The 26681-nt window shown below is 35.5% G+C and carries 25 protein-coding genes; 11 read left to right on the top strand and 14 right to left on the bottom strand.

Going from position 1 to position 26681, the window contains the following annotated elements:
* Positions 1 to 20: 20 nt before the first annotated feature.
* From AB8P06_RS03765 to AB8P06_RS03740, 6 genes are all read right to left on the bottom strand, one after another.
* Positions 21 to 371, bottom strand: a complete 351-nt coding sequence (locus tag AB8P06_RS03765; protein ID WP_369838046.1) for a four helix bundle protein — start codon at positions 369 to 371, stop codon at positions 21 to 23.
* Between the two features lie 43 nt (positions 372 to 414).
* Positions 415 to 1440: an AAA family ATPase gene (locus AB8P06_RS03760; protein WP_369838043.1), complete on the bottom strand. Its 1026-nt coding sequence runs from the start codon at positions 1438 to 1440 to the stop codon at positions 415 to 417.
* A 150-nt stretch (positions 1441 to 1590) separates the two neighbouring features.
* Positions 1591 to 2748: a DUF4350 family protein gene (locus AB8P06_RS03755; protein ID WP_369838041.1), complete on the bottom strand. Its 1158-nt coding sequence runs from the start codon at positions 2746 to 2748 to the stop codon at positions 1591 to 1593.
* Between the two features lie 14 nt (positions 2749 to 2762).
* Positions 2763 to 3560, bottom strand: a complete 798-nt coding sequence (locus AB8P06_RS03750) for a DUF4129 domain-containing protein (protein WP_369838038.1) — start codon at positions 3558 to 3560, stop codon at positions 2763 to 2765.
* A complete protein-coding gene (locus AB8P06_RS03745; RefSeq protein WP_369838035.1) occupies positions 3553 to 4515 on the bottom strand; it encodes a DUF4013 domain-containing protein in 963 nt (320 codons plus the stop codon). The genes AB8P06_RS03750 and AB8P06_RS03745 overlap by 8 nt, the downstream gene beginning before the upstream one ends.
* Positions 4499 to 5482, bottom strand: coding sequence for a stage II sporulation protein M (locus AB8P06_RS03740; protein WP_369838032.1), 984 nt, complete (start codon positions 5480 to 5482; stop codon positions 4499 to 4501). The genes AB8P06_RS03745 and AB8P06_RS03740 overlap by 17 nt, the downstream gene beginning before the upstream one ends.
* 27 nt (positions 5483 to 5509) lie before the next feature.
* Here AB8P06_RS03740 and AB8P06_RS03735 point away from each other — a divergent pair, with 27 nt between their 5' ends.
* Both AB8P06_RS03735 and AB8P06_RS03730 read left to right on the top strand, forming a co-directional pair.
* Complete coding sequence (locus AB8P06_RS03735; protein WP_369838029.1) at positions 5510 to 6259, top strand: RDD family protein; 750 nt, start codon at positions 5510 to 5512, stop codon at positions 6257 to 6259.
* A gap of 290 nt (positions 6260 to 6549) precedes the next feature.
* Positions 6550 to 6840 (top strand): GNAT family N-acetyltransferase, encoded by a 291-nt coding sequence (locus tag AB8P06_RS03730; protein WP_369838026.1) that lies wholly within the window; start codon positions 6550 to 6552, stop codon positions 6838 to 6840.
* Here the strand turns inward: AB8P06_RS03730 and AB8P06_RS03725 are convergent.
* The 5 genes from AB8P06_RS03725 to smpB form a co-directional block, all read right to left on the bottom strand.
* The gene (locus AB8P06_RS03725; RefSeq protein WP_369838023.1) at positions 6829 to 7800 is read right to left on the bottom strand and encodes a glycosyltransferase family protein; all 972 of its coding nucleotides are present in this window, start codon (positions 7798 to 7800) and stop codon (positions 6829 to 6831) included. The genes AB8P06_RS03730 and AB8P06_RS03725 overlap by 12 nt on opposite strands.
* Positions 7797 to 8624 carry a UDP-2,3-diacylglucosamine diphosphatase gene (locus AB8P06_RS03720; RefSeq protein ID WP_369838021.1) on the bottom strand — a complete coding sequence of 276 codons (828 nt, stop codon included), beginning with the start codon at positions 8622 to 8624 and terminating at the stop codon, positions 7797 to 7799. The genes AB8P06_RS03725 and AB8P06_RS03720 overlap by 4 nt, the downstream gene beginning before the upstream one ends.
* A 60-nt stretch (positions 8625 to 8684) precedes the next feature.
* Positions 8685 to 9425, bottom strand: a complete 741-nt coding sequence (locus tag AB8P06_RS03715; protein ID WP_369838018.1) for a YebC/PmpR family DNA-binding transcriptional regulator — start codon at positions 9423 to 9425, stop codon at positions 8685 to 8687.
* 93 nt (positions 9426 to 9518) lie between these two features.
* Positions 9519 to 11009, bottom strand: a complete 1491-nt coding sequence (locus tag AB8P06_RS03710) for an OmpA family protein (RefSeq protein ID WP_369838015.1) — start codon at positions 11007 to 11009, stop codon at positions 9519 to 9521.
* 77 nt (positions 11010 to 11086) lie between these two features.
* A complete protein-coding gene (gene smpB / locus AB8P06_RS03705) occupies positions 11087 to 11545 on the bottom strand; it encodes an SsrA-binding protein SmpB (RefSeq protein WP_369838013.1) in 459 nt (152 codons plus the stop codon).
* Positions 11546 to 11665: 120 nt separating this feature from the next.
* Here smpB and AB8P06_RS03700 point away from each other — a divergent pair, with 120 nt between their 5' ends.
* Positions 11666 to 13288: an ABC-F family ATP-binding cassette domain-containing protein gene (locus AB8P06_RS03700; RefSeq protein WP_369838011.1), complete on the top strand. Its 1623-nt coding sequence runs from the start codon at positions 11666 to 11668 to the stop codon at positions 13286 to 13288.
* 69 nt (positions 13289 to 13357) lie between these two features.
* Here the strand turns inward: AB8P06_RS03700 and AB8P06_RS03695 are convergent, their stop codons facing one another.
* Positions 13358 to 14152: a T9SS type A sorting domain-containing protein gene (locus AB8P06_RS03695; RefSeq protein WP_369838009.1), complete on the bottom strand. Its 795-nt coding sequence runs from the start codon at positions 14150 to 14152 to the stop codon at positions 13358 to 13360.
* A gap of 289 nt (positions 14153 to 14441) precedes the next feature.
* Entirely contained in the window at positions 14442 to 15254 is an 813-nt protein-coding gene (locus tag AB8P06_RS03690) for a M48 family metallopeptidase (protein WP_369838007.1), read from the bottom strand.
* A 261-nt stretch (positions 15255 to 15515) separates the two neighbouring features.
* On the opposite strand from AB8P06_RS03690, the gene AB8P06_RS03685 reads away from it, so the two are divergent.
* The 8 genes from AB8P06_RS03685 to AB8P06_RS03650 all read left to right on the top strand — a co-directional run bounded on the left by AB8P06_RS03685 (position 15516) and on the right by AB8P06_RS03650 (position 24799).
* The gene (locus AB8P06_RS03685; protein WP_369838004.1) at positions 15516 to 15695 is read left to right on the top strand and encodes a bacteriocin-like protein; all 180 of its coding nucleotides are present in this window, start codon (positions 15516 to 15518) and stop codon (positions 15693 to 15695) included.
* A gap of 67 nt (positions 15696 to 15762) precedes the next feature.
* The gene (locus tag AB8P06_RS03680) at positions 15763 to 16569 is read left to right on the top strand and encodes a GLPGLI family protein (RefSeq protein WP_369838001.1); all 807 of its coding nucleotides are present in this window, start codon (positions 15763 to 15765) and stop codon (positions 16567 to 16569) included.
* Between the two features lie 244 nt (positions 16570 to 16813).
* Complete coding sequence (gene recJ / locus AB8P06_RS03675; protein WP_369837998.1) at positions 16814 to 18526, top strand: single-stranded-DNA-specific exonuclease RecJ; 1713 nt, start codon at positions 16814 to 16816, stop codon at positions 18524 to 18526.
* A gap of 26 nt (positions 18527 to 18552) precedes the next feature.
* A complete protein-coding gene (locus tag AB8P06_RS03670) occupies positions 18553 to 18918 on the top strand; it encodes a four helix bundle protein (protein WP_369837995.1) in 366 nt (121 codons plus the stop codon).
* A 34-nt stretch (positions 18919 to 18952) separates the two neighbouring features.
* A complete protein-coding gene (nadD, locus tag AB8P06_RS03665) occupies positions 18953 to 19537 on the top strand; it encodes a nicotinate (nicotinamide) nucleotide adenylyltransferase (protein WP_369837992.1) in 585 nt (194 codons plus the stop codon).
* A 77-nt stretch (positions 19538 to 19614) separates the two neighbouring features.
* Entirely contained in the window at positions 19615 to 19956 is a 342-nt protein-coding gene (locus tag AB8P06_RS03660; protein WP_369837989.1) for a DUF3817 domain-containing protein, read from the top strand.
* Between the two features lie 340 nt (positions 19957 to 20296).
* Positions 20297 to 22486 carry a TonB-dependent receptor domain-containing protein gene (locus AB8P06_RS03655; RefSeq protein ID WP_369837986.1) on the top strand — a complete coding sequence of 730 codons (2190 nt, stop codon included), beginning with the start codon at positions 20297 to 20299 and terminating at the stop codon, positions 22484 to 22486.
* Between the two features lie 48 nt (positions 22487 to 22534).
* The gene (locus tag AB8P06_RS03650) at positions 22535 to 24799 is read left to right on the top strand and encodes a TonB-dependent receptor domain-containing protein (protein ID WP_369837983.1); all 2265 of its coding nucleotides are present in this window, start codon (positions 22535 to 22537) and stop codon (positions 24797 to 24799) included.
* Between the two features lie 120 nt (positions 24800 to 24919).
* Here AB8P06_RS03650 and AB8P06_RS03645 read toward each other — a convergent pair whose 3' ends face one another.
* Positions 24920 to 26674 carry a discoidin domain-containing protein gene (locus AB8P06_RS03645; RefSeq protein ID WP_369837980.1) on the bottom strand — a complete coding sequence of 585 codons (1755 nt, stop codon included), beginning with the start codon at positions 26672 to 26674 and terminating at the stop codon, positions 24920 to 24922.
* Positions 26675 to 26681: the final 7 nt, after the last annotated feature.

Below are 26681 nucleotides of genomic sequence, written 5' to 3'. Positions count from 1 at the left end.
GGCTATAGGGAGTGATAAAGTTATTGCAGGGAATTAATTAACCCGTTCAGCATTTTTAAAATTTCTATAATATTTCCGTTTAATTTCATATAATCATTTTCATTTAGAAAGTTAAGATTTTTAGAGATGATCAGCTGCGTCTCTACTTCTGCACAACTCCCTCTTGAAATCTTTAAAAACTGAAGATAATCAGGTTTACTTCTTCTTGAATTCCCTTCAGCAATATTAGACGGAATAGATACCGAAGCCCTTCTGATTTGTGAGATTAATCCGTATGTTTCGTTTTTAGGAAAAGTCTCTGTAATTCTATAAATTTCGGTAACAAATTCAATAGACTTCTGCCAAACCAATAGTTCTTTAAAATTTGCCATAGTAATACCTTGTCTTTAGCTGCTACCTGTTACCTTTTATCTATTACCTCGGAATCTCTATTCCTTCTAAAATCTGGCGGATAATTTCATCAGCAGTTAAACCTTCCATTTCTCTTTCCGGCGAAACAATGACTCTGTGTCTCAATACGGCATAGCTCGCTTCTTTGATATCTTCCGGGGTTACGAAATCTCTTGCTCTTAGTGCCGCAAATGCCTTTGAAGCCGTAAGTAATGCTAAACTCGCTCTTGGAGAAGCTCCCAGATATAAAAACTGATTTTCTCTTGTATTTACAATGATCTTAGCAATATATTCCATGAGTTGGGCTTCAACAATTACTTCTTTAACCAATTGCTGATAATTCTTTAACTGCTGAGCGCTGATGATCCGGTTCACTACTTCTGTTTTATCTTCTCTCCTGTTTTCGTGCTGATTTTTAATGATCGTAATTTCCTGTTCAAGATTGGGATATGTCACGTTAATTTTGAATAAAAACCGGTCCAGCTGAGCTTCCGGAAGCCTGTAGGTTCCTTCATGCTCAATCGGGTTTTGGGTGGCCACCACTAAAAACGGTTCTTCCATTGTATAACGCGTACCATCCATTGTAATCTGTCTTTCCTCCATTACTTCAAACAATGCAGCCTGCGTTTTTGCCGGCGACCTGTTGATTTCATCAATCAGAATAAAGTTGGAGAAAATCGGACCTTTTTTAAATTCAAATTCAGAGTTTTTAACACTGAAAACCGATGTTCCTAAAATATCGGAAGGCATCAGATCCGGAGTGAACTGAATTCTGCTGAATCCTACATCAATGGTTTTAGCCAGTAATTTTGCCGTAATCGTTTTTGCGACTCCCGGAACCCCTTCTATCAAAACATGACCGTTTGACAAAAGGGCAGCAAGAAGATGCTCAACCATGTTTTCCTGACCGACAATGACTTTTGCGATTTCAGATTTTACTTTATTTAAATTTTCGCGAAGTTCAACCATATCAATTCTCGATTGAAATCCTTCCTGTTCTTTATTCAAATTTATTGAATCCTTTTGTTCAGAATTTTCAAAGTTTTCCATAAATTAATTTATTCGTTTTATTAATGTACCAATTTAAAAATATAACAGTCTAACAATTTATTGATGTATTTTTAATTGGTGTAATTTTTCTTTTTTAACCGGATTTACATCCGCTCTTTTGTTAAGTCGTCCCTTCGGGACTCCGCTTCATTATTTTAATATTTCATCCAATATTTTATTCATTCTTCCCAGGTCTTCTTTCATTACACTGGCATAAGGGTCCTGGGCTTTTTTGATCAGATCAATTCCTTCATTGATTATTTCCATTGTTTTTCCGGTTTTCAGATGAAGTTTTTTAGCAAATTCACTGTCTAGGTTCTGGGTATCAATGAGAAGATCCATCCTTACTTTATTCAGAAAATACTGGGCTTTTTTAGCCATCATATCGTGAAAATCACCTTCCTGCAAATACAGGTTTCCGATGCTTTTCACAAAATCCACGGAAGTATTTTTTAACGGCTCAACAATCGGAACCACGCGCTGTTTTCTTTTTGCATTAAAGAAAATAAACAGGACCAACCCACCTAACATCACCCACCATGCATATTTCAATGCAGGTTTTGAAAGGACAAACCTCATAAAAAACCGGGAAACTTTTGCATCGTTATCTATAAACCAAAGCGTTTCCCTGTCATTAAGATACGAAAAAACATCTTGTGTGTATTTTATATTTGCAGGCTGCAAGAGATAATAATTGGTAAGGAAAAGCGGTTCGCAATGAACATAAATATTGCCTTTCCCAAATTTTGCTTTAATAAAATCAGCGTGATTGGGGCTGTCTTTTTCAACTGTTTTACCCAAAATTTCAACTCCTGGTTTAATGTAGGTAAAACCTGTTCCTGACGGAAATTTATCCAACTTGATAAAATCATTCCGGTATTTTTTATCGGTCAGTTTTAAAACACTCTGCTCACTGAATGAGACTTGTGAATCATAATATCCTATCGTATCCGAAACTTCCTGCGGAACCCTGCTTACAATCAGCATGGCATCTGATCCTTTAGAAACTTCGTTTAATATTTTTTTCCATGATTCCGTATCTATATCTTTTTCAACGATTAAAATATTATGTAAACTCTTTTTATTCTGGTTATAAAAATCATATGGAGTCTGGTTTATTTTTTTAAGATCGTTTTTAAAAAGGTGTTTTACCTCTTCATTGAATACAAATAATCCGAAAGGTGATTTCTCATTGGGATCAAAGTTTTTACGCCAGTCTGTAACTTCCTTTTTATTAACTTCAAGCAATGCCAGTATCACCATGATAATGATGAAAATTGCAGCATATATTTTGAAAGTTTTATTCATTCTTAAAAATTTATTTACGGTTTGAAGGCCTGATACTGATTTTTAAATTTCTGATAATCCTGCTCGTCAATACTGAATTCTCCATACCATACATAATCAAAAATGTACGAAAGGTCAGAGAAATCGTCTTTAAGATGCGGAGCTTTTAATTCCGCCACATAATCTTTATTTGTTTTTTCCGGATTCCAGGTGATGAGTTTTTTATCACTCAGCTTTTTAAGGATAAATAAAAACTGATACCGGACTGCCGACCGGTAATCTCCTGACCTTTCAAATTTAACAATGCTTTCAGGAAAATTGATTTCATGAATATTTTCATGCAGCTCCTCCTCGTGGATTGCTACTTTTTTATTTTTCTTACCGAAGAAAAGACTTCCATTTTTAGCCAATATATATCTGATAATAAAATACAGCAGAAAACCTACGAGAATGATCGCAAAAAGACGGATCAAAATACCTGTGATATTTGCAGATTTTGTAAAAACCGTTTCTCCGAAAATAGTCTGTAAAACCTTATCCAGTTTTCTTAAAAATTTTTGCCAGAAAGATTCTCTGGGTTTAATAGTGGTGTAATCAAACTCATTTCCTTTGTATTTAGACTGAAAATTTTCCCTGAACTTTTTCGGGGAAACCGGATTTTCAGAAACGGGATTTTTCATCAATATGGAATCTGCCCGGTACATATTCTTGTAATGTCCAAGATCCAGCGAATCTTCTGCATACTCTTCCACAACAGTGGCTACACTGTCGCTTTGGGCATACGAATATTCAAGAGAAAAGAATATCAGCAGGAAAAAAAGAATTTTATTCATTAAGGCCGATGGTTTCGATTTCTGCAAGTTCTACTTTTTGATGTAGGTCTGTTCTGCCGTCGTAATACATTAAACCTGCATTCACGTATAATATATTGGAAAGGAAAAACGATATCAGCATGGAAAATCCGTAGACCACAAAGAATATAATGCCTGCCGTACCTGCAAACGGATTTTGTTCAAAATTTCCGTCCGGAGTAGAAGTAAGAATTGAGCTGTAGAAAAATATCATCGGAATAAAGGTAAAAACCGTTGTGATGACATACATGATCAGGAAAAGAATGATCGTAGCACCCCAATATTTCCAGTATGGCGATTTTTCTCTTCCGTTCGGGTAAGAAAACTGAGATCTTATGGCATAGCTTAAACTTTCAAAAAATCCTTTGTCTGAATTAAAATAGTCATACATCAGAAAAGTAACGACATTGAACAGTGTAGGATAAACCAGTATCATTAAAAATATACCGATAATAATCAGGATTAAGGCATAAGAAATACCTACAATAATGATTGATAAAGGGCTTACGATAAATATCATTCCAAGGCACAGAATAACAATTCTTCCGGCATTATTTTTAAAATCACTCAGAATATCATCTGTTCTGATCTTAGTTTCTCCGGCAGCAAGTCTTTTCAAATAAAAAACAGGATACAGGTAATTTATAATGATCAGGATTACGAAAAGCAGGAACGTCAATATTCCCACTACAATCAACATTCCCATATTATCTTCAAAATACTGCTGAAAATAATAACTGTTTCCATTAATATTCGAGCCGAAGATCTGCGAAAACAGCTCTCTGTATCCAAAAATACAAACAACAACCATTAAAATAAGCAGCAACCCGTTCAGTAAAATATAATTTTTGAAATAATTCTTACCATAAAGTTTAAAGAATGCAAAGCTGTCACTTATGAAAGTACCAAAATCTCTTTTTTTATAAAACTGCATCATTGACATGGGTATTTATTTTTTTATTAACAATTGACGGATAGATAAAGTAATAAAATCCGATAACAGATAACGAGCCGAAGATGATGATCAGATTCAAAATCAAAGGCATTTTTAGGGCATGTCTCGTAATATAGCCTTCTATAATCCCTGCGCAGATTGTAAATGGAACCGTACTCAGAAATATTTTAAAGGAGTCTTTAAATCCGTTTTTAAAGGAATTGAATCTGGAAAAAGTTTTGGGAAATAAAATAGATGCTCCCAAGATCAATCCGCACATGGCCTCCACAACCATCGCAAATATTTCGAAAACACCATGAAGCCAGATTCCCCTTGCACTCTCTTTCAATGCCCCATAATCATAGAAAAAATATTGGAAAGAACCCAGCATTACACTATTTGAAAGCAAGGCAAACAATGTTCCCACACCTCCGGAAATTCCATAGATATAAAGTTTCGCTCCTACGCCGATATTATTGAAGATAATCCCGATGGTACTTCCCCAGGTAGATCCGCTTTGGTAAACTCCTACTGCATTTCCCTTTTTAATATTTTCTATGGTCTGGTTAACGTAGTCTTCACCAAGAATAATGTTGGTAAAATCTTTATCATAAATGGCAGAAAGCACTCCTATTGAAGTAAACAATATAAAAAACAGAAAAGCATACATCAGATATCTTCTGTACTGATACACAAGAAGCGGCACTTCTGTTTTGAAGAAATACAAAAAACGGTTTTCTTCTACTCTTTTGGTCTTGTAAATTTTCTGAAAGATCTGTGAAGAAAGATGGTTCAGATAAACAGTTGTATTGCTTTTAGGATAATACGTCTGAGCAAAAGAAAGGTCGTTGATCAGATTAATATACAACGAAGACAGGTCATCAGGATTTTTTTTAATTTTCCCTTGAATAACCTGTTCAATTCCCAACCATTTTTCTTTATTTTGTTTAATGAAATAAACCTCTCTCATAATTGTAAGGCTAAAATAATAAAAAATATGTCTCAAATTGCGATTAATACTTCACAAAATGTAAATATTAACTTCAACATTGCCAGTGTGGGAGAAAGGATGCTTGCATTTATAATCGATCTGCTGATCAAGGTCGTTTATGCAATGATTGCTTTTTACGTATTTTTCAATGTTTTTGATCTGGGATATATTTTAAACGGACTCGATCAGTGGTCACAGATGGCAATCTATATTGCCATTACATTACCTGTCTATATTTATCCGTTGGTTTTGGAAAGCCTGATGGAAGGGCAAACACCCGGGAAAAAAGTAATGAAAATCCGTGTCGTAAAAATCGATGGTTATCAGGCAAGTTTCGGTGATTATCTGATTCGCTGGATGTTCAGAATTATCGATGTCTCTTCTGCAGGTCTCGTTGGTTTAATTTCAATGATTGTTTCCAAAAACAACCAGCGTTTAGGAGATATTGCTTCCGGAACGGCCGTGATTTCTTTGAAAAACAGCATTAATATTTCTCATACCATTCTGGAAAACATTCATGAAGATTACATCCCTTCATTTCCTCAGGTGATTGCATTGAGTGACAATGATATGAGAATCATCAAAGACAATTATACAAAAGCTCTGAGAATAGATGACCGGCAGATTATCAGTAAACTTTCCGAAAAAATAAAAGGCATCCTGAAACTGGAAATTGATCCTACAAAAATGACGGAAAGGCAGTTTATCAATATTGTCATTAAAGATTATAATTACTATACAGGGAAAGATAATTGATTATAAGGGTCAATGGTCAATTTTGCTCCGCAAGTGAATCGTCAATTGATTCGACGGAACAATAACAATTGACTGTGAAACAAATTGACTGCGAAGCAGATTCACAATTCACATTTATACGGTCAATAGTCAAGTTTGCTGCGCAAGTGAATCGTCAATTGATTCGACGGAACGACAGCAATTGACTGTGAAACAAATTGACAGCAAAGCGGATTCACAATTCACATTTAATTTTCCTCCTGTTTCGCGGTCGGTGCACTTTTTGTATCTTTATTATCCAAAGTTTAATTATGAAATTTGAAAACAATAAATCCGGAAACGGCGGAGTTCTTACTTTAAATAACGAAATAAAAGAAATAGGAAGGCTTACTTACACTATTTTTCCTGAAGATCATAAATTCATTATTTCGTTCGTGCTCGTTCATCCCGAATTTGAAGGAAGAGGAATGGGAAAATTTTTAGTAGAGGAAGCGATCCGGTTTGCAAGAGAAAACAACTGGAAGGTATATCCGCATTGCTCTTATGCAAGATCTGTCATGATGAGAATGAGTGATGTAGATGATGTTTTTCTAAAAAACTAAAACTTCATTCAGTAATATTTCCTCTATATCATCGGGATAATCTACGCTGAGATGATGGTCTGAAGCTACCCATTCGGTAATTTCTTCGGTTTTTAACACTTTCGAGTTAGGAATTCCCATTTTATCCAGGGCACATGCATTGCATTCCTGCTCATATTGATTATGAATGGGGATCACAAATAATTTTTTATCCATGAAAAGTGCTTCAGCAGGGGTTTCGAAACCGGCATTACATAAAATCCCGTCGCAGCTTTCAAAGTATTTTAAATATTGAGTTTCATCGATAGGGAAAACTTCAACATTTTCTTCTTTAAACTGTATTTTGCTGTATTTCGAAAATACTTTCCACTGAACCGGAATCTGCTTCAGGGTTTTAATGATATTTTCATCTGAAAAACTTGGCAGGTAAACAAGATAATATCCTTTTTTGTCAGGATTCAGGTTTCTTATTTTCCTCCTGATCACAGGTTTTTTAATTTGCGGATGGTAATTTTCAAAATGAAAGCCTATTTTTCTTTCGCTAGGAACATAATACTTCAGAATCAGCTCTCCCAGGAAATCCTTTTTTTCAGGTTTCGGCGTTTCCTTAAAGCTCATTGATGCCTGATGACTTAATTCGATCATCGGAAGCTTTTTCAGCTTGCTTGCCCAGCCCGTTAACGGTTCATAATCATTGATGATCAGATCATATTGGGAAAGCTCTAATTCGTTGATCGTTTTTATCGCATGAATAAATTTATTCTCCGTAAATGTTTTAAGATAGGATAAACCTCCTGTTTTGTTATAAAGCAGGGAAATACCCTTATGTTGAAAATTAATGCCAAAATCGGCCTTTAATTGTGATTGATGGCCACTGATCAAAGTATCTACTTCCACATGCTTTTTGAGAAGAGGAATAATCTCCTGTGCTCTGGCTATGTGTCCGTTTCCGGTTCCCTGAAATGCGTATAAGATTTTCATTCGGAAAAATTGGTTACTATTTTCAAAAGCTCGGAAGTATTGAGATCCTGAATTTCTTCTGTTTCATCGTCGTTAAGCAAATGCTTATGATCATCGTAATAAAAAATTTTCCATTCTTTATCGTTGTATTCCAAAGCAGACAGGTTTTCTATCCAGTCTCCGGAATTGAGATAAGTGCAGGAGCCTTTTTTATTCACAACTTCCCTGATCTGCGGCTGATGGATATGCCCGCAAATAACATAGTCATAATGATTATCAATAGCCAGCTCAGAGGCAGTGAGTTCAAAGTCTCCGATATACTTTACCGCTTTTTTTACATTGTTTTTAATCTTTTTTGAAAATGAGTATTTTTCTCTACCCATTTTCTCTAAGAACCAATTTACGATATTATTGATTATGATAAGTAAATCGTAGCCTTTTCCGCCTAATTTGGCGATCCATTTTGAATGTTGTACGGATGCATCGAAAACATCTCCGTGAAAGATCCAGGTTTTTTTTTGGTTGATGTCTAAACAGATTTTGTTGCAGACTTTAAGTTTACCCAGTTCGAAGTCGGTAAACTTACGGAACATTTCGTCATGATTGCCCGTGATATAATAGACATCTGTGTTTTTGGTAGCTAATGAAAGAATCTTTTTGATTACTTTCAGATGGGGTTTAGGAAAGTAAGACTTTTTGAATTGCCAGATATCGATAATATCACCATTCAAAACCAGTGTTTTTGGCTGGATTGAATTGAGGTATCTTAATAATTCTTTAGCCTTACATCCATAAGTTCCCAAATGCACATCCGAAATAACCACTAACTCAACGCTTCTTTTCATAGTTTTATGCAAAGAAACTAATTGAAAGTTAACTATATATGAATGCTATATTATTTTTTTCTACAGAGACTCCATCAGCTCTTCGGTAATTTCCATGTTGTGATATACGTTTTGTACATCATCATCATCTTCAAAACGTTCAAGCATTTTCATATTGGCTTTAAACTGCTCTGCATTCACTTCTTTGGTATTGTTAGGAATTCTCTGCAGTTCTGCACTTTTAACTTCAATTCCCAATTCGTCTAATTTATGGGATAAAGAACCGAAATCTTCAAAAGCTGTAGTGATCATTACTTCTTCTTCATCTTTATCAATATCTTCCGCACCGCCGTCAATCATTTCCATTTCAAAATCATCCCAGTTCATTTTAATCTGTGCAAGATCAAGATTGAAAATTCCTTTTCTGTCAAATATAAATGCCAGCTCACCGTTTTTCCCAAGGTTTCCGTCAAACTTATTGAAAATCGCTCTTACATTGGCTACCGTTCTGGTTGTATTATTGGTTGTACATTCAATAAAAAATGCTACACCTCCTTGTCCGTAACCTTCATACGTGATCTCTTCATAGTTCTCAGCATCTGCGCCACTGGCTTTTTTGATTGCTCTTTCAACGTTGTCTTTCGGCATATTTGCTCCTTTTGCATTCTGAATGCATCTTCTCAGAGCCGGATTGGCTTCCGGATCGGAACCTCCTGCTTTTACAGCTAAAGCTATATCCTTACCTATTTTAGAAAAAGTTTTGGCCATTTTATCCCAGCGGGCCATTTTAGAAGCTTTTCTATATTCAAATGCTCTTCCCATTTTATTTTTTAATTTTCAACAAAATTACTTAAAAGTCAACAAAAAAAAAATACCTCCAAAAAATTGGAGGTATTTATTATTTAGAAAAATTAATTATTTTTTCTTTTTAACAACTTTTTTCTTAGCTGTAGCTTTTTTCTTAGCTACTGCTTTCTTCACTGGAGCATCAGCGTAATCTTTTTTAGCGATTGCATTCCACTCGTCAGCACTTTCGATAGCTTTTACAACTACTTTTCTGTCAACTTGTCTTTCAGCATCAGAAGCTTTTTCAGAAACTGTAGCTTTAGATTCACCAACACCGATTGATTTAAGAGCGTTAGCATCTACACCTCTTGCATCTAAAGCAGCAACTACAGAAGCAGCTCTTTCTCTAGATAATTTCAAGTTGTAAGCTTCAGATCCTTTAGCATCAGTTCTACCTTCTAATAGATAGTTACCTCCATCTTTCTTAATGATGTCAGCAGCTCTGTCTAATGCTGGCTTAGATTCAGCTTTGATTGTAGCTTTGTTGAAGTCGAAGTATACGTTTTTGAATTCGTTTTCAACGTCGATAGCAGTTTGTGTTTTAGGCTTAGGACATCCGTTGTATTCTGGTAATCCAGGAACTGTAGGACAAGCATCATCTTTATCAAGGATACCGTCACCGTCTGTATCTGGCCAAGGACAACCGTTGTTTTCAGCTGGACCTGCTACTGTAGGACAAGCATCATCTTTATCGATAACACCGTCACCATCTGTATCTGGCCAAGGACAACCGTTGTTTTCAACCGGTCCTGCTACATCTGGACATTGATCGTCTTTATCTGGAACTCCGTCACCATCAGTATCAGGACATCCTTGGAATTCCGGTAAACCTGGTGTATCAGGACAAAGATCGTCTTTATCTAAGATACCATCCTTATCTCTATCTCTGTTACCAAATCTAAATAATAAAGATGCTGAAGCTTGCCAGAAGTTAGCAACTGTAGATTTATCACCTGGAGTTGATACATAATCTCCCTGAACACCAAGACCGAAGTTTTTAGTTACCCAGAAGTTAGCACCTGCACCAGTAGAAACTGTAAAGAAGTTAGCTTTACCATTTTCATTACCATTATCTCCGTTAGATACCCACTCACCGTTTACGTCAGTTCTTGGGAAAGTAAGAGATGTATAGTCATGTCTTAAATAGTTAGCACCTACTCTTAAGTAAGGGTCAAACCAAGACTCTTCGTCCCATAAAAGACCCGCAGCCTTAGCTTGGAAACCAAGACCTGTCATTAACATGAATTCTTTACCCATGTTGAATCTCTTATTCTCAACATTCCCTACTGAAGTCTGCCAGTCAATAACTAAACCTTTACCAATGTTCCTAGCAACAGTAAGTTTAGAAAGTGGTGGTGTAATAGAGAAGTTGTTCATATTGAACATTGTCTTCGTTAAATTTTTAGCAGCGAACGTATTACTGAAATTGTTTCTTATCGCTGTGTGGTTTTCCGCATGAGCACCAACTCCGATCAACCACGGATTGTTGGTAGTCTGAGCGAACACAGTAGAAGCAACAGTAAGCGCCAATGCTGAAATTCCTAATTTTAGATTTTTCATAGAATTAAATGATTAAATAATTGATAATGCAAAATAAATATAATTTTTCTTTATATACAAAGTTTTTTAAATGATTTTTAACTTTTCTTTAATATTCTATCCAGGTTTCGTTTATTTTCTCTATCTTTTATCGCTTCCCTTTTATCAAATAGCTTTTTCCCTCTAGCCAAGGCTATTAAGACCTTTGCTTTTCCCCTGTCATTGATATATAATTTTAAAGGTATGATGGTATTTCCTACATCCTTTAATTTCTTCTCGAATTTTTGCAATTCTTTTTTGTGCAAGAGCAATTTCCGTTCCCTTTTTGTTTTATGGTTGTAAAAAGTCCCCAATTTATACTCATCAATCATCATATTAATGATGTATAATTCCCCATCAATAAACTGACAGAAGGATTCTGCTATGGAAGCTTTCGACGAGCGCAAAGATTTTATTTCCGTACCCGTCAAAACCATCCCGGCCTCCGTTTCTTCTATGATTTCGTACTCAAACCGGGCTCTTCTATTTAATATATTAACTGTTTTTTCGATCTTCATTTATCTAGAATTTCATTAATGAAATATACAAAAATACCTTACATTTAAAAACTTGACTATTACATTATTACAAAATACCCAAATTCTTTTCGTATTTTTGCGCCAAATTTACAAAACTATATGTTAACAGTATCTAACTTATCTTTACAATTCGGGAAAAGAGTTCTTTTTGACGAGGTAAATATTATGTTTACCAAAGGAAACTGCTACGGGATTATCGGAGCAAATGGTGCAGGAAAGTCTACATTCCTTAAAATATTAACAGGAAAGCAGGACCCAACAACAGGACACGTATCTTTAGAACCTGGAAAAAGAATGTCAGTTCTTGAGCAGGATCACTTTGCTTACGATCAATATACTGTTCTTGAAGCTGTTTTAAGAGGTAACAAAAAGCTATTTGAGATAAAAGAGGAAATGGATGCGCTATACGCAAAAGAAGATTTCTCTGACGAAGACGGTATCAAAGCCGGTGAATTGGGTGTAATTTATGATGAAATGGGTGGATGGAACTCTGAGTCTGATGCCCAGACAATGCTTTCAAACGTTGGCATCAAAGATGATATGCATTATCAGATGATGAGCGAGCTTGAAAACAAGGACAAAGTAAAGGTTCTTTTGGCTCAGGCGCTTTTCGGAAATCCTGACGTACTGATCCTGGATGAGCCTACGAATGACCTTGATATTGATACTATTTCATGGTTAGAAGATTTCCTTGCAGATTATGAAAACACCGTAATCGTAGTTTCTCACGACCGTCACTTCCTGGATACGGTTTGTACGCACATCGGAGATTTAGATTATGCCAAACTTAATCTTTACACGGGTAACTACTCTTTCTGGTATCAGGCTTCTCAATTAGCAACAAGACAAAGGGCCCAGGCTAACAAAAAAGCTGAAGAGAAGAAAAAAGAGCTTCAGGACTTCATCGCAAGATTTAGTTCAAACGTTGCAAAAGCTAAACAGGCAACAGCAAGAAAGAAAATGATCGACAAACTTAATATCGATGATATTAAACCTTCTTCAAGAAGATATCCGGCGATTATTTTTGAAATGGAAAGAGAAGCGGGAGATCAGATCCTGGATGTAAAAGGCCTTGAAAAAACAAAAGACGGAGAATTATTATTCTCAAACATCGATCTTAATCTTAAAAAGGGTGATAAGGTTGCCGTATTGTCTAAAAACTCTTTAGCCATCACAGAATTTTTCGAGATTCTGGCTGGAAATACTAAAGCAGATAAAGGAACAGTTGCATGGGGAGTTACTACCAACCAATCTCACATGCCTTTAGATAATACCAATTTCTTCCAGGAAGATTTAAGCCTGGTTGACTGGTTGAGACAATTCACTAAAAATGATGAAGAGCGTCACGAAGAATTTGTAAGAGGATTTTTGGGAAGAATGCTTTTCTCAGGTGATGAAGCTTTAAAATCTTGTAAAGTACTTTCAGGAGGTGAAAAAATGAGATGTATGTTCAGCAGAATGATGCTTCAGAAAGCGAATGTTCTTTTATTAGACGAACCTACCAACCACTTAGACCTTGAAAGTATCACGACTTTGAACAACTCATTGTCAAACTTCAAAGGAAACATTTTACTGGCTTCTCATGACCACGAAATGCTTTCAACAGTCTGTAACAGAATCATCGAGCTAACTCCTAACGGAATTATCGACAGAGAAATGACTTACGACGAATATCTTGCTGATAAAAAGATTAAAGAAATAAGAGAAAAAATGTATTTTTAATTAAGAATCTCATCAATAAAAAGCAAAACGGCTGACCTTATGGTCAGCCGTTTTAATATCAACCAACTTCTATTTTTTAATAAACTTTGTCTTCGATAAAGTTCCGTCTTCATTTTTGATCACAAGGAAATAAGTACCTTTTATCAATTGGGAAACATCTATTTTTTCTTTCATGCCGTTTAAAGATAAAACAACCTTACCCGAAATATCTAAAATTTCCGCCACTGTATTTTTTTTGGAATTCTTTACAAACAAATAATCCTTTGCAGGGTTTGGGTATACCTCTATATCATCTTTCAAATGCGTAACCTCAGATGTGGACAAAGTTGACTGAAGCGTTACCGATATATTATCCACTATTAACGCTGGATAACCATTACCCCCTTTGTAATGAAACCCCAAATAAAAAACACCGGTAACAGAAGGAGTAAATGTAAAGGATACCGGCTCAAGAGTACTACTTGCAGGAACAGTAGTATCCTGAATTACATTGGTCATTGAAGTATTTATAGGGGAAGTACCATAAACCAATGCTAAACCTTGCGGAGAGGGAGCCGACTGATCAAATGCAAGTTTGTACACTTTGCCAGCCTGCAGATTTATACCCTGAGTATAAAACCACGAATCCGCATCTGGAGAACCACCAAACATGTACAAACTACGACCAGTAATCCCAAAGGGAGAATTATAAACACTCCATGAACCGGATGTACCTATCGCCTGTATCGCAGTACAGCTGGGAATAGTACCTGATGCAGTAGTATCAAAATTTTCAACATATGGCACATTAACGGCAGTGCATTGAGCGTTAAACACAGATAATGATGAAGTCATCATTAAAAGAGAAAAGAGTGCAATTTTCATATTTTTTTTATTTAGCACTCAAATATATCGTTTAGTTTTGATAAATTCAATATATTAACATTTATTAACTAATTAATATCAATAATATGCAAATAAAATAATTATACAATAATCAATAAATAGTTTAAAAATAATAATATTTCATTAATTCCAAAGGAGAAATTATGGTAACCTGTGATTTCAAATGAATTTCGTTCTTATAAATTTTTCAAATAAAAGGGAATTAATCGAGGAACAAAAAAATTCCCCAAAGACAACTTTGAGGAATTCTATTTAAATGAGATTGTTTTTATTTGGTAAGCTTCGTTGCGGGAATAGTAACCGTTCCCGGATCTTTCCACAACCCGTCTTTCTCAGCTCGTTTTTTAACAGCCTGAGCTCTCTTTTCACTATCAGGGTGAGAATTAAACATCTTCTGGAAACCGGACTGAGTACTTCCCTCAGAAAGCAATGCCAATTTCCTGAATGCTGTATAAGCTCCTACTACATTGTACTTGTTTGCTTTCATGAAATCATAAGAATACGTATCAGCTTCAGACTCTTGTTTTTTACTGTGAGAAGCATCTAAAAATGCATTCGCCATTTTACCTACCTGGCTATCGTTAAGCGTAGCTACAGTAGAAGAAGTGGATGAAGCCGCATCCAAAGCTGCTGCTTTTAAATAAGCTGACTTAATCGCATCTTTAGTATCCTCATTTTTCACGTGCCCGATTTCATGTCCGATTACAGCTAACAATTCATCATCAGTCATAATATCCATTAATGAAGAGAACACCCGTACACTTCCGTCTGCACAGGCAAAAGCATTAATGTCCTTTACTTTATATACTTTGTAATTCAGGTTAAGTCCATCCTGCGATTTATGCTTGCCAAAAAGCTTATTCAACCTTATCGTATACGGATCTTTCGGTCCGGCGACAGGATTATTTTTATCCATATAATCCACTGATTCTTTTGACAGTTTTACCGCGTCTGCATTGGTAAAAGTAAGGGCTTTTGATCCTTTGGATACTACATCCACCGCTTTTCCAAGACTGATTTTCTGTGCATAGGTACAAGATAATGTCCCTATTAAAAACACACTGATCGTAATTTTTTTCATATTAATTTATTTTGGTCTGCGAATATATCATTTTTTTAAATAAACATTGTTTCATGTAGGCTATATAATTGTTTTTAGAAAAAAAAGATTAATAATCTTACGGACAACCATATTTTTTAATAAACTTTTATTACAGCCTTACATATATAAATCAGTAAATAACTGATATAACACCATTTAACATAATAAAATAAGTGATAATATTTCTCTTTAAATTGATTTATAAATTATATTTACAACCTAAATAAAAATTTTAGTACTATGAAAAATCTAAAAAAAATCTCAAGAGAAGACTTAAAAGTAGTTAAAGGTGGAAAATTAGTGCCTGATTATCCTGACATGTGTCATGGCAGTGAAGATTGCGCTAAATATGGTTTGACATGTCAAGTATATTCTGGTTCCGATACCAATGGCCAGTGGTGGGCATATAGATGTGTTTAAAAAAATTAAAAGATCCTCATTTTGAAATGGGGATTTTTTATAAATTAGGTTAATCAATCCACATACAATGAAGTTAAAATATAATTTAATAGCCTTTCTATTTTCATTAGGTACTGTATCTTCTCAGAATCTAACTTTATCGTATGAACTGACATATAAACCATTTGATAAAGAAATCCGTACACAGGATTATATGTTGGACATTGTAGATGGAAAGTCAGTCTTTCGAACAGAAATGCGAAGGAGATCAGATTCACTTCTATCAATCGGTAAATTCGGGATGGGCTATAATGCCAACTCACAATATGAGCTTTATTTAACAAAAAATATAAAAGAGGCAAAAATAAATAAAGTCTATGTGTCACCGCTAAGTCGGGATCGTTTTTTTATAAGTGATTTTAAAGAACTGGATTGGAAAATTAGTCCTGAAATGGCAAAAGTTGGTGAATATAATTGCCAGAAGGCGGAAGTTGAGTATGGAGGGCGACATTGGACGGCTTGGTTCACTAAGGATGTTCCTGTGTCGGAAGGTCCATATTTATTTCATGGGCTTCCGGGGTTGATCATCGAAATTAAAGATAAAACTTCTGATTTTGATTTTAAGCTAGCACAAGTAAGAAAAAACAAAAATAATTACTTATTTGAAATAGAAGGAGGAAAGGAAATATCCTGGCAGCAATACAATAATTTGTTACTAGATTACTTTAATTCTCCAATGAGTATGGTTGCTCTTGGAGGAAAAAAAGTGGTAACTGACGATGGAATTGGCGGATATAAGCCCGTCAATGAGAGAGAGCTGACTAAAAAAATACAAGACAATATGATCAAAAATAATAACCCGATAGAGTTAGACCACAAAGTTAATTACAAATAAAAGCACCTGAACAGATGAAGACTTATTCACTTTTTTAAAACATTATTTGAAACTAAAATCACTTATCTGAATGGAAGAATATTAATTTTTCATAATCTTATTTTAAGCCTTTTATTTTTTTATCATTTACAACAATTCATCTCTGTCTAACTTCGAAAAATTTCAATTTTTTATATGCAGATTATATTTTCATATTCATGCTCAACCATTACTTTTTAAAATATATTTTCCCTATTTTTGTGAAATGAGTCAAAAATGGATTTATAAGCCTGAACCCGATGAGGAAATTGTGGACAGATTGAGTTCGTCACTTGGTTTTGGAACTTTTGAATCTAAACTTCTCGTTCTCAGAGGAATTGATAATTATCAAAAGGCCCGGGAGTTTTTCAAGCCAAACCTTACCGACATACACAATCCGTTTTTAATGGCCGATATGCAGAAAGCTGTAGAGCGAATTGCCACTGCTATTGAAAACGGAGAAAAAATATTAGTTTACGGCGATTACGATGTAGACGGAACTACAGCGGTTGCTCTGATGTATCTGTACCTCAGTAAGATTGTTGAGAAAAAATACCTGGATTATTATATACCGGACCGAAATTCCGAAGGTTATGGAATTTCAACGGAGGGAATTGATTTTGCAAAACAAAATGGCTTTTCATTAATCATTGCATTAGACTGCGGAATTAAAGCCATCGATATGATCAGCTACGCAGAAAGCCTGGGCATTGATTTTATCATCTGTGACCACCACTTGCCGGGAGAAGAAATTCCGAACGCTGCCGCTGTTCTCGATCCTAAAAGAAATGACTGCAGATACCCTTTCAAGGAGCTTTCCGGATGTGGAGTCGGCTTTAAGCTTTGTCAGGGATTAAATACAATTTACAAACTGCCTGAGGCCGAATTATTTGAATTAACCGATCTTCTTGCGATTTCTATTGCTGCAGATATTGTATCAATGACAGGAGAAAACCGTGTTCTGGCAAAAATGGGATTAAAAACCCTTAGAAAAACCCGTAATTTAGGTCTAAGATTATTAATTCCCGAAGACAAGCTGTCTCATTTTGAAATTTCAAATATTGTTTTTGAAATTGCTCCGAAAATTAATGCTGCAGGAAGAATTTCGCAGGGAAAAGCGGCTGTTGAGCTTATGGTTTCCGATAACCTGAAACACGCTCATCAGATCGTAAGTGATATTATGAATCTCAATGATGAAAGGCGCGAGCTGGATATGAATTCCACCCTTTCCGCACTGAATCAAATTATAGAATCTCAACAGGAAACCAAGCATACTACAATTGTTTACCATCCCGAATGGAATAAAGGGGTAATAGGAATTGTTGCTTCAAGGTTAATTGAAACCTATTATAAACCAACTCTTGTCTTTACTGACGGGAACAATGGAGAAATGGTAGCTTCAGCAAGATCCGTGTCTGATTTTGACGTACACGAAGCTTTGGATCTCTGCTCGGAATATTTCCTGAAATTCGGAGGTCATCATGCTGCTGCAGGACTTTCCATGGAAAAGGATAAGTTTGAAGCTTTTAAAGAAAAATTTGAAAGAGTTGTTTCAGAGAAACTTAAAGAGCATCAGAGAGAACCTTCAGTTACCATAGATTCAGATATAGAGATTGATGAAATCAACAGAGAATTTATCAATTTCCACAGAAAACTGGCTCCTTTCGGGCCTCACAATATGAAGCCTATTCTGGTTTTAAAGAATCAGAGACTTTCCGGCTATGTAAAAACAATGGGAAAAGATAACAATCACCTTAAGTTTTACATCAGGCAGGAATCTACCGGCAGAAATATTGAATGTGTCGGCTTTAAGCTTGGACAGTTTTCTGAAGATTTTAAAAATAAAAATTTTGACCTTGCCTTCACCTTGGAAGAGAATCACTGGAAAGGAAATGTAACCCATTATCTGAATATTAAGGATGTAAAATTCAGGGATTAGGATTTAGGGATTAGGACTTACAGAATATGGGAAATTATAAGGAATTAATTGTTTGGCAAAAATCTGTGGATCTTATTACAGAAATCTATGCCTGTACCAAAAAATTCCCAAAAGAAGAAGTTTGTTGTCTGACCAATCAAATCCGGCGTTCTTCAATTTCAATTCCTTCAAATATTGTTGAAAGTCACTCAAGAAGATCTCACACAGATTATCTTCAATTTCTAAAAATAGCAAGAGGTAGTTGTGCAGAACTGGAAACTCAATTACTTATTTCTAAAAACCTGAATTACTTAAATCCTGAGGAATTTGAAAAATTGAATGAGAAATCATTGGAAATTTCAAAAATGCTTAATGCCTTAATTTCTAAATTACAAACCGAACCTAAACCCTAAGCTCTAATCCCTAAACCCTAATTCCAACGATCAAATGAAAAAAATCGGTTTATTTTTCGGTTCATTTAATCCTATTCACATCGGACATCTTATTTTGGCCAATTATATTCTGGAAAATTCCGATATGGATGAATTGTGGTTTGTGGTGAGCCCTCAGAATCCTTTTAAAGAAAAAAAGACATTACTGAAAGATCACAACAGACTGGATATGGTGCAGCTTGCCGTAAAAAATTATCCGAATATGCGGGCTTCCAATGTTGAATTTTCTTTACCTCAGCCAAGTTATACGATTGATACCCTGACCTATCTTCATGAAAAACACCCTGATTATTCTTTCAGTTTAATTATGGGTGAAGATAACCTGGCCGGCTTACATAAATGGAAAAACTCGGAGATATTGATTAAAAACCATCATATCATTATTTACCCTAGGGTTTTCGATGGTGAGAAAAAAGATTCCGAATATCTTCAGCATGAAAATATTTCATTAATAAAAGCTCCGGTAATTGAGCTTTCCGCCACAGAAATCCGTAATATGATCAAAGAAGGGAAAAATGTAAGGCCAATGCTTCCGCCCGAAGTTTTTGATTATCTGGACGGCAGTAATTTTTATAAATAGATTATAGAAGTTAGAGATTAGAAATTAGAGGTTAGAAAATATCCTCGTCAACTGTTAATTTTCAATTCAAAATCAGAATGAATTTCATAGAAAAATTTTTCTCAAAATATTCCCAGGAAAAAATCATTAAATGGTTTAAGCAGATGTGTGTGGCAGAAGCCATTTCATGTTTTTTGCTTTATGGTGTTGCCATGATCTGGAAAAGATATGATGACGGAGGCTTACTTCCTACTATTTTCATTATTATCATCGGAAATATTCACGGCTTATTTTTTACCGGCTATCTTTTGCTTTGCATTCCGGTAAGAAAAATCTTCAAATGGGACGATGAAGATTTTGTATTTGCTTTATTGTCTGCATTTTTTCCTTTCGCTACGATCTGGGTAGATAAAAAACTTGCCCGTTTCGACAGGGAGTAAATAAAGATTTCTTCAATTTTTTTCATCAGTCTGAACTTTTCACACCACAAAACTATCTTTTGGTGGCAAGTTGATATGAGATAAAATCGTCAATCTTATTAATTTTTTCCATTTTTTAAGCCTGACATGTAACAAAATTACTGTCAGGGTTGTCTTATTGTATATAAAATCAAAGTGATTAAATTTTAATCAGTAAATTTTAACGACTTAAAATCAATGAGTTAGAATTTTAATTAAAACATTTTAAGTACTTTGTATTGCAAGATACTTAAATTATTATATATCTTTGCAATGTTAAATAATAACAAATACAAGCTATTAACACTCTAAAAATAATAATATGAAAACGCCCATTCTCATCGCAGCCCTATTTTTCAGCGGATTTATCTATTCCCAGCAAAAATCTGATACGCTAAAAACAAAAACTTTAGAAGGGATCAATTTGAAGAAACAGGTTTTCAAAAAACAAAGTGACCGCTTTATCTATGATGTAGCTTCTTCTCCTATTGCAAAAGGAACCAATACTTTCAGCCTTTTACAGCAAACTCCCATGATCTCCAGTATTGATGGAAAAACATTGAAAATAATGGGAAAATCTGAAGTGGTGATCTACATCAACGGGAAGAAAACCAATATGGATTCGGAAGCTTTACTGGCTATGCTTAAAAGCACACCGTCTGAAGACATCCAGAAAATTGAGGTAATTACGGTTCCGGGAAGTGAATTTCAGGTAGAATCAAATGACGGGGTGATCAATATTGTAATGAAAAAGAGTAAAAACAATGGGTATAACGGAACACTGAAAGCGCAGAATGAGATGAGCTATTACAGCAATCCGGGCGGAGGTGCCACTTTTAATTTCAAACAGAATAAATGGTCTGTGAATACAAGCTTCAATATGGGAAGCTGGAGAGAAAGAGAAAGATATAACCTTTCCAATGGAGATAATACTTTCAAAAACGAATCTTTCGGATCTAATGACGACCCAAACAAAACATACGGCGGAAGTGTAAATATCGATTATGAGATCAATAAAAAACACAGCTTAGGTTTCACTTATAATATGAGATACAATAAAAGCTTCAACTCAATTTTAGATGTGACCAATCTTGAGAACGGAGTTTTACGTAACAGAACGGTAAATCATGAAGATGCCCAGACCAGAAACCATTCTTTTAACCTGAATTATGAAATAAAAACGGATACTTTAGGAAGTAAACTGACGTCCAATGTTTCTTACTTATGGTTCAACAGGGACAAAGTAAGTTTAAACCAGACTTTCCCTATCAGCAATTCAGATGAATACGGAGCTTTCCAACAATCGGTTCCACAGATCATCAATAATTACGCGGCCAATATAGATTATCTTAAAAAAACAGCTAAAGGAAATACATGGCTTATGGGAATAAGCTACAACCACACCAATACGGATAATGACACCAGACAGGACGTTTTGAAAGACGGAAGTTTTGTGAATGATCCTAACCAAACCAACCATTTTATTTATAAAGAAAATATTCTGGCTGCCTATCTTACTTATGAAAGAAAATTGAGCGAAAAGCTATCCGGAAAAATAGGAACCCGTTTTGAGATGACTAAAAGCACCGGTGATATTATAGGAAAAACCGGTTTTGACAGGGATTATAACAACCTGCTTCCTTATCTTAATCTTAATTATACCATTAATGAAAATAACAGTATCAGCTATACTTTTTCAAGCAGGGTGAGAAGACCGAGATTCTGGGAACTTAATCCGTCAAGAACGTATTTTACGCCTACCAATTATACTCAGAACAACCCGTTTATATTAGCTTCTAAATTTTACAATCAGGAAATCAGCTATATGTTTAAGAATGCATTCTATGCGAATCTTTCTTTCAATTATGTGGATGACGCTTCAAATCAGTTACCGCTACAGGGAACGATTAACGGAGATACCAAGTTTCTGAGATATATCAGAACCAATTATGGCAACAACAAGCAATTGGGTTTAACGCTTGGAATGAACAAGACCTGGTTTAAAGAGATCTGGACAACCAATTATTCTGTGAATTTAGGATATGCAATCTATTCGGGTACGGTAACTGAAGATCCTACTTCGGTTCCGGTTCCGGGACAGGTAGAAGTTCTTTCACCTTATGTTATTGATGTTAAAAACTTTAATTTCTTCACCCAGATCAATAATACCATTCGTCTTTCTTCTAAAAAAGACTGGTTCCTTGGAGTTAATTATTTCTTTGCCGGGAAAAATGCCATCGAAAGCGGGGAAATGGGAGTAAGACAAAGCTTTGACCTGAGTGTGAAAAAAATAATGGGCAACTGGACTTTCCTGGCTGAAGCCTATGATATTTTTAATCAGAATTATACTAAAATCAAAGGCGTTCAACCGGACGGAAGCTATAATAATATTACGGAGTTCGGTTATCCGAGAATCATAAGCGTTGGGGTTACCTATAATTTCGGTAATCAAAAACTGAAAAAAACCAGAGAAATGAAATCAGCTAATGATGCTATAAAATCAAGGACTTAATAAGTCTACTTCAAATTTAATCACTCTCACTTTTAAATAAAAATAAACATGAAAAATATACTATTACTCACCGCTGTCTTATCCGGAACCTGCGCTTTTGCCCAGGAAAAACCAAAATCTGATACGGTAAAAACCAAAAGCATTGAAGGCATAACACTTACCAAGCAGGTCTTCAAAAAGCAAAGTGACCGTTTTGTTTATGATGTGGCAGCTTCGCCTGTTGCAAAAGGAAATACCACTTTTGATCTTTTAAAACAAACTCCGCTGTTATCTACTACTGATGATAAAACGTTAAAAATTGCAGGAAAGAACAATGCGCTGATCTACATTAACGGCAGAAAAACCAATATGGATGCAGAATCTCTGACACAATTCCTGAAAAACACTCCTGCAGAAAACATCCAGAAAATTGAAGTGATCACCGTTCCCGGAAGTGAGTATCAGGTGGAATCTTCAGACGGAATCATCAATATCGTATTAAAGAAAAAAATGAGCGACGGCCTGAACGGTAATATGAGAATGGCCAATGCACAGAATAAATACAACTCAAGCTCTGCCAGTTTTTCGGCCAACTACAGAAAAGGAAAATTAGGGATAAGTGCCAATCTTAATGGTGGAGAAAATATTCAGCCACAATCTTATATTCTGAGAAACGGTACAAATATGGTAAAAAACGAATCCGTGGGAGATATTGACGATCCCAACAAATACATCGGTGGGTATATAAATGCCGATTACCAGCTAACTGAAAAGAGTAATCTGGCTTTATCATGGAACACCTCAGCCAACAAAAGTTATAATTCGACGATTGATTTATTGAATACTCTAACCAAATATGATAATGATGGAAATTTGATTTCCACTGATTTTACCCGTTCAAAAAACAGGGAAGATTCACGCAGCTACAACAATTCACTGAATTTAAATTATGAACTTAAATTAGATTCTTTAGGAAGCAAGTTAAATGTAAATGCAGCGTATCTTAATTACAAGCGTTTTCAGTATTCCGATAATAATACTTTAGTTCCGGGACTGCTTGGAGATTTTTCACAACATGGAAAAAAAATCATCCAGGATATTCCGCAGATCATTAATAATTTTTCAGGAACAGCAGATTACATCCAAAAATTTAAAAAGGATCTTACATTCTCCGCAGGGGGGAATTTTAACAAAACCAAAACAGATAACGATTCTAAAAACTACACATATTCTTATGATGAAGATGGCAATCAGACAGAATTGAAACCTGATTTTAACCATTTTATCTATGATGAAAATATTTATGGAGCTTATTTGACTCTTGAAAAGAAATTCTCTGATAAATTCTCCGGAAAAATCGGAACAAGATATGAAATTACAAACAGTATCGGGACCACTGATAACCCACAAAATACAAATCCGGATATGCAGCATCAGAAAATAGTGCGAAATTATAATAATCTTTTACCTTATCTGAGCTTCAATTATGCGATCAATGATAAGAATAATATTTCCTATTCATTTTCAAGCAGAATGAGAAGGCCTAGTTTCTGGGAGCTGAATCCTGTAAGAAATATCATTACGGAATTTAATTATACGCAAAACAACCCGTTTGTAAAGGCATCTTCAACTTATAACCAGGAACTGACCTATATGTACAAGAATTCTTACTTCCTGATATTGAACCATTCATTATTTAAAGATGTGATCACACAGGTTCCTTTACAGAGAAAGATCGTAGAAAACAATGTTGAATATCAGCAGCTGGCATACATCAGAACCAATTTTGGAACGAAACAGGAAATGTCTGCAATGGTTGGAGTTCAGAAGTCATTTTTCAAACAATACCTGACAACCAATTTCAATATCGGAGTTCAGCACAACATTAATGACGGAACTTTGAATACCGATCCTACGACAGGACAAGTATTTGATACTTATGTCAACAATACAAAATCTACAAGCTTAATCATTCAGACCAACAATACCATCAGACTGGATAAAAAGAAAACATGGTTTTTGGGAATTAATTATTTCTATGTAGACAAGCAACAGATCGAACTTGGGATGCTGAAAAACCTGATGAGCTTAGACCTGAGCATCAAGAAAAACTGGAATGACTGGACATTTGCCCTTAATGTCAATGATGTTTTAAGAACGAATATCATAGAAATTGAAGATTATCAGGCCAGCGGAAACTATAACTTCGTGAGAAACGACCAATACAGAAGAGGCATGACACTAAGCATTACGTATAACTTCGGGAATCAGAAGGTGAAAAAAATAAGAGATATCGAAGCAGCCTCAGACGACATCAAAAACAGAACAAAATAACATTTATCATTTCTTCATATTTAATCATTTTTTATGTAAAACTCACTGCATTTTGTGGTGGGTTTTTCTATTTTTGGAATAAAATAAAACGCTCTGAAAATTTCAAAGCGTTTTAAAATATTATTCTGATTTTACAATTTCTGTTCGTTCCGAGATTCCGTTGGCATTAAAAGCTTCAATCTGAAAGTAATAGGCGTCTGTTCTGTCAGCTCCGGTAAAGAAATATTCGTTTTTACCATACACCATCATGTTTCCATACATTTTATCCGGAGATTTGCCCCAATAGATGACATAACCGTCGGCATCCTGGTTTTGCTGCCATTTCATCCAGATACTTCTTCTTTCCCCATATTTTTTAGGATCGGCTCTCAGCGGAACAAAGTTCTGAACTTTCGTAGGCTTCACCCCTTCTCCTTTTCCGAATACCCTGAAACCGCTCAGTGCAAATTTTCCTGTCGGCATTTTCAGGTTTTCCATTTTCAGGAATCTTGCTTTTGCCGGTTTTTCAAGTTCTACATAATCATGTGGAACATCTTTGGTATTTTTACTTTTATCTACAATGACAGTCCATTTTTTGCCGTCATTTGAACCGTAGATTTTATACTGATGCATTTTTCCTAAAGTTTTCCCTAAGAATTCTACATCCTGATCCGCATAGTTGATCTGAATAGCATTGATGGTGGAAACTTCTCCCAGATCTGTTTGAAACCATTCTCCTGAATTTCCGGTCTTAGCACTCCAATAGGTTTTAATATCTTCATCTACAGCGTAATTCGAATGATATCCTCCTAAAGTGGATGAAACCTGAACCGGCTTATTATAGTTCAGTAACATCCATCCTGCAAAAAGACCTTTTGAGAAATCCTTTCCCTGGGCATATTGTGGAAGATAAGTAGGATAATCTCCATACGCCGTGTTGCAGTACATCACATCATCTTTATCAAAGCCTGCAGGCCAGATTCCCAGCCTTCTTTCAAAATTATTTTTTGTGGAAATAAAAATCGTTGAAATATGCCACCAGTTTTTGTAATTATCTTCAAAGGTTGCCCCATGTCCGGCTCCTCTTGCAAAGCCTCCGGGTTTATAGGAAAACGGATTATGCTGCTGATATTCGAAGCCTTCCAGCGGATTATTGCTTACATATACGCCATCGGAATATCCACTGAATTCCGTTGCGGGAGCTCCGTACTGCATATAATATTTCCCGTTATGCTTGGTCATCCACGCTCCTTCTACAAACGGCTGAAGGAAGACATTATCATTATATTCCCCGAATCTTTCCCAACCGTGGTCTTCCGGTTTTAATTTGATGATCGGCTTTACAAAACCTTCAGACTGAAGTGTTTTCACTTTAACTTCAGTTCCCAAAAGAGGCCATTCATTGCTGGATCCCCAATACAGGTAGAGTTTATTTTTGTCTTCATCGTAATGGAAAGCCGGATCCCAAGCTCCTACTTTCAAAGTATCCACTGCAATTTTCCAGTCGTCTTTGGTAGGATTTGTACTTTTCCAGATTGGGAAATCCTGTTCCCAGGTAGAACCGAAAACATACAACGTATCCTTCATTGCCCAGACTGCCGGCGCATTCAGGTCATGCTGATATTTGTTGTCTCTGAGGAATTTTCTTTTTACAAATTTCCAGTCCAGCATATCGTCGCTATACCAGTATCCTTCCTGATTGGTTGAAAAGAGAAAGAGTTTGTTTTTAAAATTAACGATCACCGGATCTGCCGTAGCTCGGTGTTTTCCCTGTTTTGAAAAAGTTTTGAACGGCGTATACCCATAGTCGATGTTGATAGGGTTGCAAAATGTTTTTTGCTGGGCGTTAAAACAGAATGGCAATAACGCCATCAATAGCATGATTTTCGATTTCATAAGCATT

The sequence above is a fragment of the Chryseobacterium tongliaonense genome (genome assembly GCF_041224435.1).
GTDB lineage: Bacteria > Bacteroidota > Bacteroidia > Flavobacteriales > Weeksellaceae > Chryseobacterium > Chryseobacterium tongliaoense.
Note: the sequence above shows the minus strand (reverse complement) of the source record. Positions and strands in the feature narration are given on the sequence as shown.

What these genes read in the sequence shown, in the direction of transcription:
- AB8P06_RS03765 (WP_369838046.1), bottom strand. Translation starts at nt 371, where the DNA reads ATGGCAAATTTTAAAGAACTATTGGTTTGGCAGAAGTCTATTGAATTT.
- AB8P06_RS03760 (WP_369838043.1), bottom strand. Translation starts at nt 1,440, where the DNA reads ATGGAAAACTTTGAAAATTCTGAACAAAAGGATTCAATAAATTTGAAT.
- AB8P06_RS03755 (WP_369838041.1), bottom strand. Translation starts at nt 2,748, where the DNA reads ATGAATAAAACTTTCAAAATATATGCTGCAATTTTCATCATTATCATG.
- AB8P06_RS03750 (WP_369838038.1), bottom strand. Translation starts at nt 3,560, where the DNA reads ATGAATAAAATTCTTTTTTTCCTGCTGATATTCTTTTCTCTTGAATAT.
- AB8P06_RS03745 (WP_369838035.1), bottom strand. Translation starts at nt 4,515, where the DNA reads ATGATGCAGTTTTATAAAAAAAGAGATTTTGGTACTTTCATAAGTGAC.
- AB8P06_RS03740 (WP_369838032.1), bottom strand. Translation starts at nt 5,482, where the DNA reads ATGAGAGAGGTTTATTTCATTAAACAAAATAAAGAAAAATGGTTGGGA.
- AB8P06_RS03735 (WP_369838029.1), top strand. Translation starts at nt 5,510, where the DNA reads ATGTCTCAAATTGCGATTAATACTTCACAAAATGTAAATATTAACTTC.
- AB8P06_RS03730 (WP_369838026.1), top strand. Translation starts at nt 6,550, where the DNA reads ATGAAATTTGAAAACAATAAATCCGGAAACGGCGGAGTTCTTACTTTA.
- AB8P06_RS03725 (WP_369838023.1), bottom strand. Translation starts at nt 7,800, where the DNA reads ATGAAAATCTTATACGCATTTCAGGGAACCGGAAACGGACACATAGCC.
- AB8P06_RS03720 (WP_369838021.1), bottom strand. Translation starts at nt 8,624, where the DNA reads ATGAAAAGAAGCGTTGAGTTAGTGGTTATTTCGGATGTGCATTTGGGA.
- AB8P06_RS03715 (WP_369838018.1), bottom strand. Translation starts at nt 9,425, where the DNA reads ATGGGAAGAGCATTTGAATATAGAAAAGCTTCTAAAATGGCCCGCTGG.
- AB8P06_RS03710 (WP_369838015.1), bottom strand. Translation starts at nt 11,009, where the DNA reads ATGAAAAATCTAAAATTAGGAATTTCAGCATTGGCGCTTACTGTTGCT.
- smpB (WP_369838013.1), bottom strand. Translation starts at nt 11,545, where the DNA reads ATGAAGATCGAAAAAACAGTTAATATATTAAATAGAAGAGCCCGGTTT.
- AB8P06_RS03700 (WP_369838011.1), top strand. Translation starts at nt 11,666, where the DNA reads ATGTTAACAGTATCTAACTTATCTTTACAATTCGGGAAAAGAGTTCTT.
- AB8P06_RS03695 (WP_369838009.1), bottom strand. Translation starts at nt 14,152, where the DNA reads ATGAAAATTGCACTCTTTTCTCTTTTAATGATGACTTCATCATTATCT.
- AB8P06_RS03690 (WP_369838007.1), bottom strand. Translation starts at nt 15,254, where the DNA reads ATGAAAAAAATTACGATCAGTGTGTTTTTAATAGGGACATTATCTTGT.
- AB8P06_RS03685 (WP_369838004.1), top strand. Translation starts at nt 15,516, where the DNA reads ATGAAAAATCTAAAAAAAATCTCAAGAGAAGACTTAAAAGTAGTTAAA.
- AB8P06_RS03680 (WP_369838001.1), top strand. Translation starts at nt 15,763, where the DNA reads ATGAAGTTAAAATATAATTTAATAGCCTTTCTATTTTCATTAGGTACT.
- recJ (WP_369837998.1), top strand. Translation starts at nt 16,814, where the DNA reads ATGAGTCAAAAATGGATTTATAAGCCTGAACCCGATGAGGAAATTGTG.
- AB8P06_RS03670 (WP_369837995.1), top strand. Translation starts at nt 18,553, where the DNA reads ATGGGAAATTATAAGGAATTAATTGTTTGGCAAAAATCTGTGGATCTT.
- nadD (WP_369837992.1), top strand. Translation starts at nt 18,953, where the DNA reads ATGAAAAAAATCGGTTTATTTTTCGGTTCATTTAATCCTATTCACATC.
- AB8P06_RS03660 (WP_369837989.1), top strand. Translation starts at nt 19,615, where the DNA reads ATGAATTTCATAGAAAAATTTTTCTCAAAATATTCCCAGGAAAAAATC.
- AB8P06_RS03655 (WP_369837986.1), top strand. Translation starts at nt 20,297, where the DNA reads ATGAAAACGCCCATTCTCATCGCAGCCCTATTTTTCAGCGGATTTATC.
- AB8P06_RS03650 (WP_369837983.1), top strand. Translation starts at nt 22,535, where the DNA reads ATGAAAAATATACTATTACTCACCGCTGTCTTATCCGGAACCTGCGCT.
- AB8P06_RS03645 (WP_369837980.1), bottom strand. Translation starts at nt 26,674, where the DNA reads ATGAAATCGAAAATCATGCTATTGATGGCGTTATTGCCATTCTGTTTT.